Source organism: Sediminispirochaeta bajacaliforniensis DSM 16054 (genome assembly GCF_000378205.1).
Classification (GTDB): domain Bacteria; phylum Spirochaetota; class Spirochaetia; order DSM-16054; family Sediminispirochaetaceae; genus Sediminispirochaeta; species Sediminispirochaeta bajacaliforniensis.
In genome coordinates this window covers 127,965-142,849 of the sequence record NZ_KB899407.1, presented here as the reverse complement: position 1 = coordinate 142,849, position 14,885 = coordinate 127,965, and the positions used below count along the sequence as shown (strand labels likewise).

The window sequence follows — 14,885 nt, the reverse complement described above, 5'->3', positions numbered from 1 at the left end:
TCTTTAAAGCCAGAGATATATGGTATGCGTTCTGCTGCCGAATAGATAAGCACCTGCGATCATGCAGAGAAGACCTATTCCCGCTATTCCCGGAGCGACGGATCGATAGACAAGTTCCTTCCCTATGATCATGAACAACACCCCGCAGGCAACCAGGTAATAGTTTCGATTCCCCTGATGTAAGGCTGCTATGAGATAGTTTGCCGTCGAGAGCACGGCGATGGCCCCGTAGCCAAGAAGCATGCTGCTGCGTGCTCCGATGGAAAAAAGCAGTTGCGGGGTGTATTCCGATATATCCACAGGCAAAACCGCTGCAAGAATAAGGGCGATGAAGAAGGCCGAGCCGAACATGATGGCCCGTCGCTGGAGTGCAAGGCCTGCCGCGAAAAGGCCGGAGATAAAGAGGGCAAGAATCGAAAGAAAGCGTCCGAAGTAAAAGGCACGTGTTATTGCGGCAGGTATCTGATATGAATAATTGAGCGAGAAAAGTGCGGCGGATAGGGGCCTGAGCGCGCCGAAGGCGGTTGCTTGTACGGCAAGAATGAAAAAAAGAACGCCGGGGCTTGGTGTATTCCTAAAAAAAAGCATCAAAAAGAGCGAGCCGATAATGGCGAAAACTCCTTCTCCCAGCAGAAGAATTTGTCGGACCAGCTCATCCCCTACTGTCGTTCCCGTGCGAAACTGAAGAAGTATTCCATATACCCCCACACCTGTGAGTAGTATCGAAATGAGCAGACCGAAAATTTGTAAACTATTTCGCCTCGAGATCATCGCTCATACCATATTGCGTCGGCGTTGATCTGTCAATTTTCAGACCGTGCAAAGAGGTAGAAAAGAGCAGAAAGAGGAGGCAGCAAGAGCTCTTTTGTCACTTGTTCATTCTTCTTTCCACTGATTTTGTATTTTTTCATCACCTTTTGGGTTCCCCAGTAAAAGACCAAATCATCTTCCACAGGAACTCCGTTTACAAGCATGCTTTTTGAAGTGAAGCCTCCATCTGCCTGCAAAAGAATTGTGTGGCCTACGGAAAAGGATGCATTGGTTGCGGTTATTTCGACATGTGCCGATGCCTTCCTGTTGAGGTTGATAAGGAGCAGAACCTCGGCAGCGCTTCCTGCGAAATAAGCCCCCGTGGTGTGACGGTAATAACGTAATTTCTTATTGGTGCCAATGGTCGTACCCGTTTCGAGAACGAGGTTTCCCATGAGCTTTTTCCAGAGAAAGGAGGCGTAATAGTCGGGCTTCGGTTTCATACTCTCCTGATCCAGGAGCCCGTATCGTGCTCCGATGAGCGATTGGCGGAAGACCTTGTCCACTCCGTTTCGCGCTAAAAGTCCCAGCTCATCAAGCCACCAAAGGGTGGAAACAAAGCTGTCTGAAAGGCCCGGTTCCCCTCCGTAGAGAGCATGGGCGGTCTCTGTCAGCCAGTTCTCCGTGTTTGTAGAGCGCTCTCTGCTTTTTGTTAGGTATTTTTGTATATTTCGGTTCCAGCGTACTATGTCGTTAAGGTTTCCGGGAGAAAGCATCCGGTAAGTTCCGGCTCTCCTGACGGCTATCGGTCCGTGGTGGGACTGTTGGGGATAATAGTGCCAGGAAACCGCATATAGGTGTCGCGCCGCAGGAGATGCACAGAGTTTTTTTATGATGGGGTTGGGTTCCCCGATGATCGGCCATATTGCCGAAGCGGGTCCGATGATCTTGGCCTGCGGATCAATATGCTTCACACTTTCCGAAAAATATTCAAAGTCACGAGAATACTGGGATGCCGAAACCCGCTTTCTCGGCCCGTAAAGAAACGGAAAGCCGTTTACCTCATTGCCGAATTCCCAAGCCGCAACGCGGAATCCTTTTCGCACCGAATAGGCCACCAGTCGCATGGCGTTATCAGACCTCCAGGCTCCACTTGCATCCCTATCGGCGGGCCCGGCACTTAACGTAAAGAGGAGATCAAAACCCGATTCCTTGATAAAACGGTTTAATCGCTTCCATACTCCCTTTTTGAGTACCAATTCATAAGCGGGCCGCTCGTTGCTATTTCCTTCCCGGCGGCTGGCCGTCTTGGTTCCCCTTAGCTTCCGAAGTGCCTTTTTTCCCATCTTATATCTGACCCAATCCGCTTCGGTTCCTCCGATCCGTAACATGGCAGGGGCGAGCTGTGCTGCGTAGGCAATAAGTTGTGAATGTTCAAGGTCAAGGGGCTCCACCTGCTCACCGGAGACTCCTTTTGCGAATGATCGGCTTTTTCCCCACCAATGGCCGCCCAGCAGAAGGGAGCTGTCGATGGTAAGAGAAAGGAAATCTGCGGGTAAACTTCGTATCGGCTTTCTGCTGCCGATACATATTGTATAATGGCGAGGTGAGCTCATAGCTACAGAATAATAATTCCCATCCACAGATACCAGTTAGATTTCGATTTGCAGAGAAAAAGCTTCAGTCGTCAAGATTCTCAGACGATACTAATAGTAATAACGGGAGGATGTGTACAATGCATAAACGAGCACTGTTGGCAGCGTTTCTGCTTACCCTTGCCTGTAGCGGGGCTTTCGCCGGAGATGTTGCAGTCTTTGAAAACCTAGGCTTTTCTGATGACTCCCGATATCTGCTTTTCGGGCAGTACGGTATTCTTTCTGATGAAACCAGGGCCTATGCGGAGCTCTATGCAGTCGATGTGGCAAAAAACAGTTATCTTTCTGGTGGTGTTCTCAAAAAGGTCTATTCTGACGAAATCTTTCCGGGCCAGGATGGTTCCGGAGCCCTTTATATGGTACTTCGGGAGTTTGCTCCCATCGTTTCCAAATACAAATTCAATCATCTGGCCACCGGACGGATGGTCTATCTTTTGCTCAATGGAGCAGAGCCGCAGGACCGACTTGAGTTTCGTGACTTTCAGCGAGGCGACAGCTTTTCTGTCGATCTTATCCAGCATCGCTATGGTGAGGGGACGAATGTATCCTCATCGTTCCATATATCGGTAATGATTACCGATGCCGCGGGGAAAAGCAGGACGTATCAGGTTGGGCATCCCGATTTCAAACGGAAGGACGTGTTGGAATACCGGATTAAAGAGGTCTTTTTCTCTCCCGACGAGAAGGGACTCGTCTTTGTCGTGGAACGGGACGAGGTCGACGGTAGTGGAAACAATATTCGTTATATGGTGGAGACCCTGCGCTGGTAGAAGGAGTGCGGTTCCTGTTATTGTGTTCATGGAGCGGGTCTTCTTGACCCGCTCTTTTTCTGTCTGTACAATATCTTTCGCAAGTCAATTTTGATCTGATCATAGGAAAAGAGGTTTCAATGGCCGAGAAAATCACCCCAAGAAGCGAAAACTATTCACAGTGGTATGTGGACATCATTCTCAATGCAAAACTTGCCGACTACTCCCCGGTAAAGGGCTCCATGGTCATCCGGCCGCATGGCTATGCCTTATGGGAAGCTATCCAGCGAAACCTTGATGATATGTTTAAGGCAACGGGGCATACGAATGCCTATTTCCCGTTGCTTATTCCCGAAAGCTTCATTAAAAAGGAAGCGGAACACGTCGAAGGTTTCAGTCCTGAGCTGGCGGTAGTGACCCATGCCGGGGGAGAGGAGCTTGAAGAGCCGCTGGTCATTCGTCCTACTTCCGAGACGATTATCTGGAGTATGTATAAAAAGTGGATCCAGTCCTACAGGGATCTTCCGCTTTTGATTAATCAATGGGCTAATGTCCTGCGATGGGAAAAGCGAACACGGCTTTTTCTCAGGACCTCCGAATTCCTCTGGCAGGAGGGGCATACTGCTCATGCTACCGAGAAGGAAGCACGGGAAGAGACGGTCAGGATGCTGAACGTCTACAAGGAGTTTGCCGAAAAGTGGATGGCCATCCCGGTCCTGACCGGTGTGAAAAGCCCCAGTGAGAAGTTTGCCGGAGCCATCGACACCTATGCCATCGAGGCGATGATGCAGGACCACAAGGCCTTGCAGGCAGGGACCAGCCACTTCCTCGGGCAGAATTTTGCAAAGGCCTTCGACGTTACCTTTCAGAACGATGCTGGTAGTCTTGAGTATGTGTGGGCAACCAGTTGGGGAGTTTCCACACGTTTGGTCGGTGCCTTGATTATGACCCATTCCGATGACAAGGGTCTTGTCGTTCCTCCTAAGTTGGCTCCCATCGAAACGGTCATAATACCGATTTTTCGCAACAAAAATAAAGAAGAGGTTGTGGGGTATGCCCGTAAGCTCTACGATCGCATGAAGGATGAGTTCCGGGTCAAGCTTGATGCCGATGATTCCAACAGTCCCGGATGGAAATTCGCCGAATGGGAGATGTTGGGTTGTCCCGTCCGGATAGAGCTTGGTCCCAGGGATATGGAAAACGGTAAAGCTGTGCTTGTTCGCCGCGATAACGGTGAGAAAGAGATCGTCGATATCGAAACCGTACCCGCGAGAGTGAAAGAATTACTTGAATCAATGCAGGTGGATCTTTTTCAGAGGGCCCTTGAAAATAGAGAGACACATACCTACGATGTCGATAGCTACGATCGCTTTAAGGAGATCTTCGACGGTGAGGGCGGTTTTATCCGAATGCCCTGGTGTGGAGATGCCGGGTGCGAAGCTGCGATCAAAGAGGAAACAAAGGCTACCATTAGACTTATCCCCTTTGAACAGCCGGAACTAAAAGGGGCGGTCTGCCCCCGCTGTGGAAAGCCTGCCGATAAAATTGCAGTCTATGCCCGCTCTTATTGATCTTATTGAGCAAATCAGAGGGCCTCGTGTTATACTTTTGATATCATGAGGTCTACGTTTCATTTTTTTGCGCTTTTTTCTATTCTTTGTACAGTTGCCGTGTCGTCGATTTCGGCTTCTCCTCATATGGAAGGGATCGAATTTTTTGGCGGAGGTATTTGGACCGGAAATAGTCGAAGCGATGCAGGAGCTCCCTCCCCGATCTATCCAAGCCTGACGATCGGAGTTCCTCTGCGACTGGGAGATGGGCCCTTCTCATTTGTCCCTGCCCTGACCCTTTACAAGGCGTGGTACCTCTACGATGAATCCGAGGAATCGGCGATCCCGGCAGAGCTTGAACAGCGTGATATCACCGCTGTCGAGATCATTATCGATTCATCGTTTCGATTCGATATGATAAAGCGCAAAAGCTTCGTGACCGGACCTGAACTTTCTCTTTCTTTTGATCTTCCCGTCCCTATTGTGGTCTGGGAGAATGAGGACGAGAGCTCTTCTCTCGTTTCCGACTTGTACGACAGCGGAAAATTCTTTCTCCCCGGAGTTGGCTGGCACTGGACTGTCATACTCCACGATACTCATCCCCTGCTTTTCAATCTGAAAAGTTACCTCCCCCTTCATCGTTTCTGGGATGGTGAGGACCTCCCTTTTTACGATCGCCTGAAAATTGCTTTTAGGGTTGGCTACCGTTTCTGATCACCGAGCCGAGATTACCGTGCTTAAATAAAATCTTTCAGCTGCACTTCTTTCGTTCCGGATTCCCCTTTGGCGACGACGACGGTTCCAAGCCCTGCCGTGACGGTATCGATAAGAGCGGAAAAGCTCATGAGTATGGGGAGTGCCGGAAGTAGGATAAGATATGCCTCTTCTATCCCCTTCCCGTAATGGGTGCACATCATGGCAATGACGGTTAATACCCCGGCCTGGGGGGCCGATGCAGCCAGAAAAGATGCCCCGAAGCTGAAGAGGATGATCCAAACGACTTCTGAAAACTTTATGCCGAGGCTCGAATAGGAGCTGAGGAGCACGATAAAGCCGACAGAGGAAACCATCGCGGTTCCGGCTTTCCCCAAAAGCGTAAAGAGGGGAAGGGTGACAGCCCCTACCGGACGGGGAATGCCCAGATTGGCCTTTACATGGTTTGCCAGATTGATATAGGAAAAACGATCGCTGCCGGATAGGAAGGCGGCCAGCATCGGTGCGGTCAATCCGTAGAGAAAGCGATAGGGATTACGTTCTCTGGTCAGCAGGAAGATTAGCAAGGGGTAAATTCCCAAAAGAACGATGATGGTGTCGACGGTCAGAAGCAGGAACAGTTGAGAGAAGAGGGCCAACTCAGGGGTTGAAACCATGGTGATGGTATACCCGGCTGCAAAGAAAAGCATACCGATGCTGAGAAGCTCAACAAAAAGCCGCGCAAGGTGAAAGAAAATACGGGAAAGGCTGTCGAATAACTGTACTGCCGGTCGTGTCAGAACCCGGTCAAAGGTAAAACCGAAGCCGAGCAGCAGACCCAATACGATGAAAGAGAGCAAATAAGGGCTTTCTCCGCCGAAAATCGAAAAAAGATTGGGAGGAAAGGCCGCTTCCAGGAGATCCATGGCGCCGGGAAGGGAGAAGGCTTTTTCGCTTTCGATGATAACCGGGATACGGTCGGGACTGAAAAGGAGTACCGTAGCCACTCCGACAAGGGTGAGCAGCAAACCGGAGGCGACAATTACCAAGAGGGTCTTCAGTAAAACAGGAAAAAACCTTCGTTCGTACTGAAGTTTGTATACAGCATAAGCCAACCCGAAAAAAAGTAGGGGTAAAAAAAGATAGATACCTATTCTTGTAATGATCCCTATGGCCTTCGGCAGAAAAGAACTCAGAACGGCGAGAAACGATTCCGGAAGAAAAAGAGCAGCCACCGTACCGAGAATGATCGCAAATAAATATTTTAACCAGATCTTCATGCGAAGAGATTACCTCAAGCGCTGCTTATAGGTCAATCATGGAACTATTTCCGTAAATTTCTGCCGAGAGCTCCCAAAACACCCTTGTCATGGAATCTATACATTTTCCCATGCTGATCTCTTGCCTTCTCGTCCAGGGTCTTTATGAAAAAATCGACAAACCCCTTTGTATCTCCTGTCGATGACTCAAAGCTATTTATGCGCACCTCTTCGTTTTGATAAAAGGTAAAAAGACTTCTTGAAAGAGCCTGGAAGCTGCCTGAGCAAACGGCATCCAAAGGCGGCAAGACCTCTGCTCCTTCGTTATGCCTGACAAGGGAAAGTTGACCACTTTTTTCCTTTTGAAAGTAGGCGAGCACCTCCTTCACCATAAAAAGCTGACTTTTAATCTGTCCGTCGACGGCGGCCTCTATTGCGGCCGATGGTAGTTCGTGGAGCGGTCTGTTTTCTCCGTCTACAGGGAAGATGATGATTGCCTCGTCTATGCCGCCGAAGTGATTGATGCCGCCAAGCAAAACATTTTTTGCGGCCAGAGGACTTCTGCGGTTCCAGGTCCTGATGAGGAGGTTCGAATCGATCTCCGTATCATTCCGCTTTTCTTCATCCTGCTTGACCGTCGCAACGACCTGCCATCCCTGTGAAAGATAGTGTTCGACGAGAAGATTTCCCAGCTTTGTTGTTTTCCCGGTGATGAGCACCCGCTTACCCATGCTTCTATAGTAGCCGTTCGATGTCGGCCGGGTCAAGTTAGTGCCGATCCCCAAGTCGGAACGTTGAAACAGAAAGAGACCTTGTGGTACCCTAAATCCATGATTGCTGAGCCACGAGAGGAGGCGCATGAGATGAAGATAGCTCTTGGACAGATGAATGCGGTGATTGGGGATTTTTCCGGTAACCGGAAAAAGATCGTGGACTACGCCGAAAAGGCGGCCGGTCAGGGGAGCGATTTGCTGATTACCCCGGAATTGAGCCTTTGCGGATATCCTCCGATGGATCTGTTGGACTATGCCAGTTTTTCTCGGGAAAATATTCACTCTCTCCGCATCCTTCAACGTGATTTGCCCAGGGGGATCGCTGTCGCTGTCGGTTATGTTTCGGTAAACAACGAGGCGGGAAAGGGCTTGCGCAATTGTGTATCGGTGATCCGCGACGGAGAGGTTATCTTTAGCCAGGCAAAGAGTCTGCTCCCGACCTACGATGTTTTTGATGAGGCCCGCTATTTTGAACCGGCCTCCACGCGAAGGGTTTTTTCCTTCATGGGGCGTAATATCGGTTTTGCTATTTGTGAGGATATCTGGTGGGAAACCGAGGAGGCCGCCGGCACCCGGTATCCTGTTGATCCCGTAGCCGAACTCCTTGATGCCGGTGCCGACATGATCATATCTCCTTCGGCAAGCCCCTACTACAATGGAAAGCTTGGAGTCCGGTATCGTCTTTTGTCCCGGATCGGGAGCATGGGAGATGTCCCTGTTGTCTATGTAAATATGGTAGGGGGAAATGATAATCTGATTTTCGACGGTGCTTCCATGCTTGTTTCACCGGACGGCAGGCTTTGCCATATTTCTCCATCCTGGGAGGAAGATCTCAGCTTTATCGATCCTGATTCCTCGGTTTCCTCTTCACTTGCTCTGCCGGAGGAGGGGATGGAAGCGGTTCGTCGTGCCCTGGTTCTCGGAATTCGGGACTACGTAGAAAAATGCGGCTTTTCCCGGGTCCATTTGGGACTTTCCGGCGGGATAGATTCGGCCCTGGTTGCAACCCTTGCGGTGGAGGCCCTAGGACGGGAGCAGGTAAGGGTTTTTGCCATGCCCAGCCGCTATTCAAGCGAGGGAAGCCTAAGCGATGCCCGGAAACTGGCCGACAACCTCGGCATCTCATTGGAGACCATTCCTATCGAGCCTATGTTTGTATCTTCTCTTGATTCCCTTACGCCCCATTTTGCCGGTCGACAGCCGGATGTCACAGAGGAGAATGTACAGGCGAGAATTCGCGGACTTTTGATGATGGCCTACTCCAACAAATGGGGCTCGCTCCTTTTGACCACCGGAAACAAATCGGAACTTGCCACCGGTTACTGCACATTGTACGGCGATATGTGCGGCGGCCTTTCGGTCATAGGCGATCTTTTCAAGGTGGAGGTCTTTGCCCTCTGTAAGCACATCAACGAGAGGTCGATAGAAAACGGTGGTGATGAAATCATTCCCCAGGCAATCATCAGCAAGCCTCCTTCTGCAGAATTGCGGGAGGATCAGAAGGACGAGGATTCTCTCCCTCCTTATGAGGTACTCGACGGAATCCTATTCCACTATTTGTTGAAGAATGAGAGCGCCGATGAGATTGCCAGGGCGGGATTCGACCGCGAACAGGTGGGGCAAATTCTTTCCCTTGTGGGAAAAAATGAGTACAAACGACGGCAGGCACCGCCTGTTTTGAAAGTAAGCCCCCGGGCCTTCGGCACGGGACGTAGGATGCCTATTGCCCGTAAAATCTACGAGGCCTGATTTTCCAGCAGCTCAAAAAGCTGATCAAGGCGGTAGTCGGCTTCTTCTTCCGCCACATGCCAGCGACGTACTATCTCATATCCCAGGGCTCTGTCGTCGGACATTGCCAGAACGGCAAGATACCAGAAGAGTTGTTGGAGGCTCTCCCCTCCGTACCAGCGGATTCCTTCGTATTCGTTAATGCCGCAGTACCGGGCCACTTCCGGTATCGAGAGTATCTGTTTGAGTCGCTCCGCAGGGGATCCTTGCAGGGTGAGGCTCGTCCAGTTTTCCAATCGCGGCAACAGGGAAATAAGGAGCCTGAGTTCTGGCAGGAACGGCTCGGCAACTCCTACCGCCAGCAGCGCTTCATCGAAGAGTTCGGGAAGAAGCAGATCCTCAATTGCCTCGGCCGCATCGCAGAGTGCAAAGGTTCCGGCCTTTTCCGCCTTGCTGTCGAAAAGGCGCCAAAGAGGGGTAAGAAGTGCCTTTGCATAGAGAACAACGGCTGCTTCCGGTGCAATGGAAAGCCCCCGCAGCAGGTATCCCTCGGCCCCTGGTGGCAGGGACTGCTCCTCTTCGGTCTTGCAGGTAAGCAGAAGATCAAGTCTGATCATCTGGTCCCGATACTCTTCCTCTGCCGCAGTGATAGCGTCCCCGTATCCGACCTGCCTGCATCCCGTCAGGAAAGCACGGTAGTCTTCGATCGTCTCGTCAAGAAGCATAAGCAGGCTGGAGTTTCCGTTTCGAAAGGAGGCTTCAACCTGTGCAATACGTTCTTTTGAAAGAAGACGCCGGAAAGGCTCTCTTGCCGGTGCCGCGCGCAGCTCTTTCTCCATTCGTTCTATATCCTCTGTTCCGCTTCCGCCCAGCTTTTCGCAAAGATAACGGTATATGCCTAACCTATCGTATACTTCCCGAAAGTTAAAGAAGAGCTGGCTCTGATATCCTGCAAGAATCAGACCGAATCCCTTACCGAAGAGATTTTCATTCTCTCTGATGAACCAGAGTCCCGATCTCTGCTCCTGAAAGATAAGAAACCAGTTGTCGCCGCTTTTATAGCCGAGATTTGCGGCAAGGGAGCCCGTTACCAGCTCTTTCCTTCCGTTTTCTCGACGACGGTTGACCGGGACCGATTCCGAAAAACTTCCGGTGGTTGATTGATAACAGTTGTTGTATGCGACAATTGCTCGTTCTTCTCCCTTTTTATTCGACCATACAAAAACATTTTCATTGACCCGCCCCTCCGTTTCGTGGAAATCGTAAAAATTGAAGTGCTCTACTTCGGCAAAGAGGCTGCGGATTCTGGTGAGAGGGAAAATCTCCCGCTCGTGGCGTTCGATAAGCATTCTGTCCGGTTCTTCACTGAGGTACGCTTTCCGAAATTCCATGCCGTATTTTTCACGAAACCCTTCGATCTGTCCGTGCCCGAACATGGGCAGGCCCGGCATAGCAGTCATCATGGTGCAGACACCGAAATACTTGTCGCCGTCGCCGAACTGAGCGTAGGCGGTATCTTCATCCGGATTGTTCATAAAATTGACAAAGCGCTTGAGAATTTCCGGATCGTACTCAAGGGTGTTTTTTATGGTTTGTCGATACTTTGCGTTTTCTTCATTCTTGAGCATGTTCATGAATGCGCTGTTATAGACTCTATGCATACCGAGGGTTCGAACGAAGTAGCCCTCCATCATCCAAAATGCCTCGGCAAGGAGAAGGGTATCGGGTACCTCGGCCGCAACCCTGTCCACTACCTCTCTCCAAAATTCCTCGGGAATCCGTTCATGAAATTCCGCCTCATCGATCCCGAATCGGCTGCGGCTTGGAATATCGCCGCCGTGCCCCGGCTGGGGATACCAAAGCCGTTGAATGTGCTTCTTTGCAAGGGTCATGGCGGCGTCAAACCTGATGATGGGAAAGTTGCGAGCCACATGCAGAATGGTCTGAATCACCACCTCCCTGACATGGGGGTTGAGATAATCGAGCTGTGCTGTATCGTTCCACGGCATGCTTGTTCCGTCGTTACCATGATAGATATAGCGACAACTTCCTGAGCGTCGATCAACATACTGGAAGGTTACGGCGGCATCGCTTCTATCCCAGTAATGATCCTCGAGATGAACCTCGATATCGGGATGATCCACGACGCTTGCTCCGCTATAGGTATAACCCGGAAAAGGAGGAGTATCGCACTGGATGAACCACTCGGGATGTTCGAAGAGCCAGTCGGAATCGAGCCCCGTATGGTTCGGAACCATGTCGCTGGCCAAGCGAATCCCTCTCTGCCGGCACCGCTCCCGCAGATTATCCAGAGCCTCCCATCCCCCCAGCTCCTCGGCAATTTCGTATCGTTTCAGGCTGTAAGCCGATGCTGCCGCTTCCTGGTTCCCACTCCGCTGTTTTATTTTCCGACTTGCATCGCTTCGTTCCCATAGCCCAATGAGCCAAAGGGCGGTGAACCCTCGCTCTGCCAGAACATCGAGTTCCTGATCGGGAATCTGGTCGAGCCTGTGAATTTCACGATGGTAGAACCGGGAGAGCTGGTTAAGCCACACAAGCGTGCTCTTTGCGATCAGAACGACTTCCGGCATCCAGTGGCTATCACTTGAAAAGCGCTCATATTCCTCGCTTCCCTTTCTGAAGATGGGGATACGGCTTGGCCCTGGTCCCGGCGGGAAAAAAGGTCGTTGTTCTTCTTTTAGATAGTCGATTCCTCGGAGGAGAAGCTCGAGAAAGGAGCCGAGAAGCGGCCCCCAATGATCCCTGATATATTCCAGCTGGGCAAGCAGGTTATCCGGGTAGTTTATGGCCGGGCTTCTGAGCATATCCATGAGATGAAGATTTCCGGGACCGAAGCCCTGTAGTTTACTAAAAAAGAGGTAACAACTGGCAATGACCTCTTGATAGGAGGTGTGGCGTTCGAGATCTCTGTCGCTGAAAAGGTCACGCATAAAACGGGCGGCTCTGTTTTGATTTGTCAGCCAGAGAAGTAGTAATTCTTCGATCTCTTCTCCTTCGGCCGTTGCCGAGTACGAAGGATCGAAGAATTCCGTTTCGAAAAAAGCGAGGGTTGATTCGGTCTCCTTTCTCCCGGGATTTTGTGCAAGATGTTTTAGCAGCCGAAGAGAAACCTTTCCTCCGTTTTTTTCCGAGTAAAGCTTTATAATAATGTACTGGAAAGTCCTGATGAGTCCCAAGGCGAAGACGGAAGCAGTGGAGACTCGATGCTCGGGATATCGATCGGCCTTATTCTTTCGGTTGAGTAGCCGAGCTATCTCCTGGGCTTCTGCATAGGTGGTTCCAGGCTCTTTTCCCCTTCTCCCTTCCTTTTCCTTTTGTTCCGGGAAAAGGTCTGCGATTCGAAATTGCTCACGGGCCTTTACCGAGATAGGCATACCTTTCCTATACTTTTCCACACTCATGGGAACTGCTCCTTCCTTCGGGCGGTTAGCTGTTCCGGTTCTGCTCGTTGTCCAGTTCTTTCAGAAGATCTCGCAGGCGGGCAGCTTCTTCATAATTTTCGCTTTCTACGGCAAGTTTCAACTCATTTTCGAGGGTCTCGCGTTCATTTTCCGTTCCTGCTGTTTCCCCGCCTTCAGCGGCCTGTTCGGTAATCGATGTAATGGGAATACCAGCCTCGTCTACAACCGCTTCGCTAATGAAGATGGGACACTTTGTCCGAACGGCGATACCCAATGCGTCGGAAGGCCTCACATCCAATGTTATTTCTTCCGCTGCTTCCTTTTTCAGAAGGAGTTGGGCAAAGAAGGTTCCTTCGTTGAGGTTGGTGATCTCAACCCGATCTATTTCAACCGAAAGACTTTTTAGAAGGGTAATGAATAAATCATGTGTCAATGGCCTCGGCATAGGGACGTTTCCCAGGCCGATGAGAATAGATTGAGTTTCCAATTGCCCTATAAAAATCGGAACGGCTACTTCACTTCCGAGGGGACGGACAAGAACCGCGTTTCCCTGATCGGTTCGTGCAACCGTCCAGATTTCCGCTTCAACAAGCATCGATGCCATCATGAACCCCTTTTATGAAGCATATCCGATTTAGTGTGTGAATACAACACGGAGGTTTCCTTTTTGAATAGCTTTATACTTTTGTCTCGTTCGTCGAGATTTTCTCGATTTCCTCGTGGGTCCGAAAGGTGAGGCTCGTGCGATCCTTTACCACTCCGGGAAACGAAAGAAGTCTGTTGTGCATAACTGCATAAATACCCGGACTCGCGACCTTAGCGGCAAAGAGGGCTTCGGTAATGTTCTGGAGGGCATCGGAATCCCGAAATTCATAGGGCCGCATGGCACCGGTCAGGATAATGGGGATGGTGGAATCCTGGATGTTTTGGTAAATGAACTCTCCGGTTTTCGACAGGGTATCTGTCCCGTGAACGATGATGATTGCATCGGAGACCGGGAGGGCGGCACGAACCTCCCGGAGGATTAATTCGCGGTCGGCATCCACCATCTCCAGAGAATCCTTACTCATGACGGCCACATGACGAATGAAAAGGTCCGGAAGTCTAAGTGATTTCAGGATGGTATCCAATACCGTCCGTTCGTTTCGCAGGCTACCGGCGTGTTCATCATAGGTTTTGTCGATGGTCCCGCCGGTAGTGAGAATAGTTATCTTCATATTATTGATATTGTTGAACTTCGCTTTCTCCTGTCAAGGCTCTCAACCCTGCATCTCTCAACGCTTCCAATTCATCTTCGCCCGGATAGATGAATATTCGTCCGAGAAAACTGATTCTTTTATGAAGTATCTCCATAAGCCATTTGTCGTTGGCAAGTCCTCCGGTGAGAACGATTCCGTCGATCCGCCCTTCCAATACCGTTGCATGAGCTCCGATCTCTTTAGCAACCTGGTAGGCAAGGGTTCGAAAAAGCAAATCCGCCTTGGCATCTCCGGCGGCCGCTCTGTTTGCTACCTCTTTCCCATTTGACGTTCCCAGGTAGGCCTGAAAACCGCCGCCGCCTTTGATCATTTTTTGAATTTCCTGTTTGGTTTTTGTTCCCGAAAAACAGAGATCCACCAGCTGTCCTACCGGAAGTCCTCCCGAGCGTTCGGTGGAGAAGGGGCCTTCACCGTTGAGAGCGTTGTTTACGTCGATGACACGACCCTCTACATGGCTGCCGACGGAAATCCCTCCTCCTATATGGGCCACAATGAGACGACACTCTTCGTATTTTTTCCCCATCTCGCCGGCGGCTCTTCTCGCTGTTGCTTTCTGGTTGAGTGCATGAAAGATGGACCGGCGGGGGAGCTCCGGGTGACCGGAAATACGTGCTTCATCACACATTTCGTCTACCACCACGGGATCGGCTATGAAAGCGGGGGCTTTCGATTTTTTCGCCATTTCGAAGGCCATGATTCCTCCGAGGTTGCATGCATGCTGGCCTGAAACCCCGATGCGTAAATCCTGCAACATAAGTTCGTTGACAGCCCAGACCCCGCCGCAGATCGGTTTGAGAAGGCCTCCCCGACCGATGACTGCATCGAACCCGGCCGGATCGATCCCTTCCTCACGAAGGACCGACAAAATCAGATTTGTACGAAATTCAAACTGATCGGTGATGGCTTCAAAAGGAGCGAGTTCTTCAGCCGTATGCTCTATAGAGCGGGAAAACAGGGTTCCCGTTCCTTCGTACACGGCGAATTTTGTTGTCGAACTACCCGGATTGATGACAAGGGTTCTTTTGTTCATTTTATTGTCCCCTATTT

General features: G+C 50.6%; 12 protein-coding genes. 4 read left to right on the top strand and 8 right to left on the bottom strand.

The features are described from left to right. Positions 1-3: 3 nt before the first annotated feature. Positions 4-771 carry a hypothetical protein gene (locus tag F459_RS0102420; RefSeq protein WP_020611142.1) on the bottom strand — a complete coding sequence of 256 codons (768 nt, stop codon included), beginning with the start codon at positions 769-771 and terminating at the stop codon, positions 4-6. Between the two features lie 32 nt (positions 772-803). After that, the gene (locus F459_RS0102415; protein WP_020611141.1) at positions 804-2,366 is read right to left on the bottom strand and encodes a glycosyl hydrolase family 79 N-terminal domain-containing protein; all 1,563 of its coding nucleotides are present in this window, start codon (positions 2,364-2,366) and stop codon (positions 804-806) included. Positions 2,367-2,485: 119 nt separating this feature from the next. Here F459_RS0102415 and F459_RS0102410 point away from each other — a divergent pair, with 119 nt between their 5' ends. The 3 genes from F459_RS0102410 (at position 2,486) to F459_RS0102400 (ending at position 5,418) form a co-directional block, all read left to right on the top strand. After that, a complete protein-coding gene (locus F459_RS0102410; protein ID WP_020611140.1) occupies positions 2,486-3,175 on the top strand; it encodes a DUF2259 domain-containing protein in 690 nt (229 codons plus the stop codon). A 119-nt stretch (positions 3,176-3,294) separates the two neighbouring features. Beyond that, the gene (gene proS / locus F459_RS0102405) at positions 3,295-4,725 is read left to right on the top strand and encodes a proline--tRNA ligase (RefSeq protein ID WP_020611139.1); all 1,431 of its coding nucleotides are present in this window, start codon (positions 3,295-3,297) and stop codon (positions 4,723-4,725) included. 45 nt (positions 4,726-4,770) lie between these two features. Then, positions 4,771-5,418, top strand: a complete 648-nt coding sequence (locus tag F459_RS0102400) for a hypothetical protein (protein ID WP_020611138.1) — start codon at positions 4,771-4,773, stop codon at positions 5,416-5,418. Positions 5,419-5,441: 23 nt separating this feature from the next. On the opposite strand, the gene F459_RS0102395 is transcribed toward F459_RS0102400, so the two are convergent. Together F459_RS0102395 and F459_RS0102390 are read right to left on the bottom strand one after the other, a co-directional pair. Continuing rightward, positions 5,442-6,677: a cation:dicarboxylate symporter family transporter gene (locus F459_RS0102395; RefSeq protein WP_020611137.1), complete on the bottom strand. Its 1,236-nt coding sequence runs from the start codon at positions 6,675-6,677 to the stop codon at positions 5,442-5,444. A 44-nt stretch (positions 6,678-6,721) separates the two neighbouring features. Next, positions 6,722-7,387, bottom strand: a complete 666-nt coding sequence (locus F459_RS0102390; protein ID WP_020611136.1) for an SDR family NAD(P)-dependent oxidoreductase — start codon at positions 7,385-7,387, stop codon at positions 6,722-6,724. A 132-nt stretch (positions 7,388-7,519) separates the two neighbouring features. Between F459_RS0102390 and F459_RS0102385 the strand changes: the two genes are divergently transcribed. Next, positions 7,520-9,178, top strand: coding sequence for an NAD+ synthase (locus tag F459_RS0102385; protein WP_020611135.1), 1,659 nt, complete (start codon positions 7,520-7,522; stop codon positions 9,176-9,178). On the opposite strand, the gene F459_RS0102380 is transcribed toward F459_RS0102385, so the two are convergent. The 4 genes from F459_RS0102380 to buk all read right to left on the bottom strand — a co-directional run bounded on the left by F459_RS0102380 (position 9,166) and on the right by buk (position 14,868). After that, positions 9,166-12,579, bottom strand: coding sequence for an alpha-amylase family glycosyl hydrolase (locus F459_RS0102380; RefSeq protein ID WP_020611134.1), 3,414 nt, complete (start codon positions 12,577-12,579; stop codon positions 9,166-9,168). The two genes, F459_RS0102385 and F459_RS0102380, sit on opposite strands and share 13 nt — an antisense overlap. 25 nt (positions 12,580-12,604) lie before the next feature. Beyond that, complete coding sequence (locus tag F459_RS0102375) at positions 12,605-13,183, bottom strand: bifunctional nuclease domain-containing protein (RefSeq protein ID WP_020611133.1); 579 nt, start codon at positions 13,181-13,183, stop codon at positions 12,605-12,607. A 73-nt stretch (positions 13,184-13,256) separates the two neighbouring features. Further along, positions 13,257-13,796, bottom strand: coding sequence for an asparaginase domain-containing protein (locus F459_RS22035; RefSeq protein ID WP_020611132.1), 540 nt, complete (start codon positions 13,794-13,796; stop codon positions 13,257-13,259). A 1-nt stretch (position 13,797) separates the two neighbouring features. Beyond that, complete coding sequence (gene buk, locus F459_RS0102365; protein ID WP_020611131.1) at positions 13,798-14,868, bottom strand: butyrate kinase; 1,071 nt, start codon at positions 14,866-14,868, stop codon at positions 13,798-13,800. Positions 14,869-14,885: the final 17 nt, after the last annotated feature.

Bases quoted from the DNA above. Each gene is read 5' to 3' on its own strand.
- F459_RS0102420 (WP_020611142.1), bottom strand. From the start codon at position 771: ATGATCTCGAGGCGAAATAGTTTACAAATTTTCGGTCTGCTCATTTCG.
- F459_RS0102415 (WP_020611141.1), bottom strand. From the start codon at position 2,366: ATGAGCTCACCTCGCCATTATACAATATGTATCGGCAGCAGAAAGCCG.
- F459_RS0102410 (WP_020611140.1), top strand. From the start codon at position 2,486: ATGCATAAACGAGCACTGTTGGCAGCGTTTCTGCTTACCCTTGCCTGT.
- proS (WP_020611139.1), top strand. From the start codon at position 3,295: ATGGCCGAGAAAATCACCCCAAGAAGCGAAAACTATTCACAGTGGTAT.
- F459_RS0102400 (WP_020611138.1), top strand. From the start codon at position 4,771: ATGAGGTCTACGTTTCATTTTTTTGCGCTTTTTTCTATTCTTTGTACA.
- F459_RS0102395 (WP_020611137.1), bottom strand. From the start codon at position 6,677: ATGAAGATCTGGTTAAAATATTTATTTGCGATCATTCTCGGTACGGTG.
- F459_RS0102390 (WP_020611136.1), bottom strand. From the start codon at position 7,387: ATGGGTAAGCGGGTGCTCATCACCGGGAAAACAACAAAGCTGGGAAAT.
- F459_RS0102385 (WP_020611135.1), top strand. From the start codon at position 7,520: ATGAAGATAGCTCTTGGACAGATGAATGCGGTGATTGGGGATTTTTCC.
- F459_RS0102380 (WP_020611134.1), bottom strand. From the start codon at position 12,579: ATGAGTGTGGAAAAGTATAGGAAAGGTATGCCTATCTCGGTAAAGGCC.
- F459_RS0102375 (WP_020611133.1), bottom strand. From the start codon at position 13,183: ATGGCATCGATGCTTGTTGAAGCGGAAATCTGGACGGTTGCACGAACC.
- F459_RS22035 (WP_020611132.1), bottom strand. From the start codon at position 13,796: ATGAAGATAACTATTCTCACTACCGGCGGGACCATCGACAAAACCTAT.
- buk (WP_020611131.1), bottom strand. From the start codon at position 14,868: ATGAACAAAAGAACCCTTGTCATCAATCCGGGTAGTTCGACAACAAAA.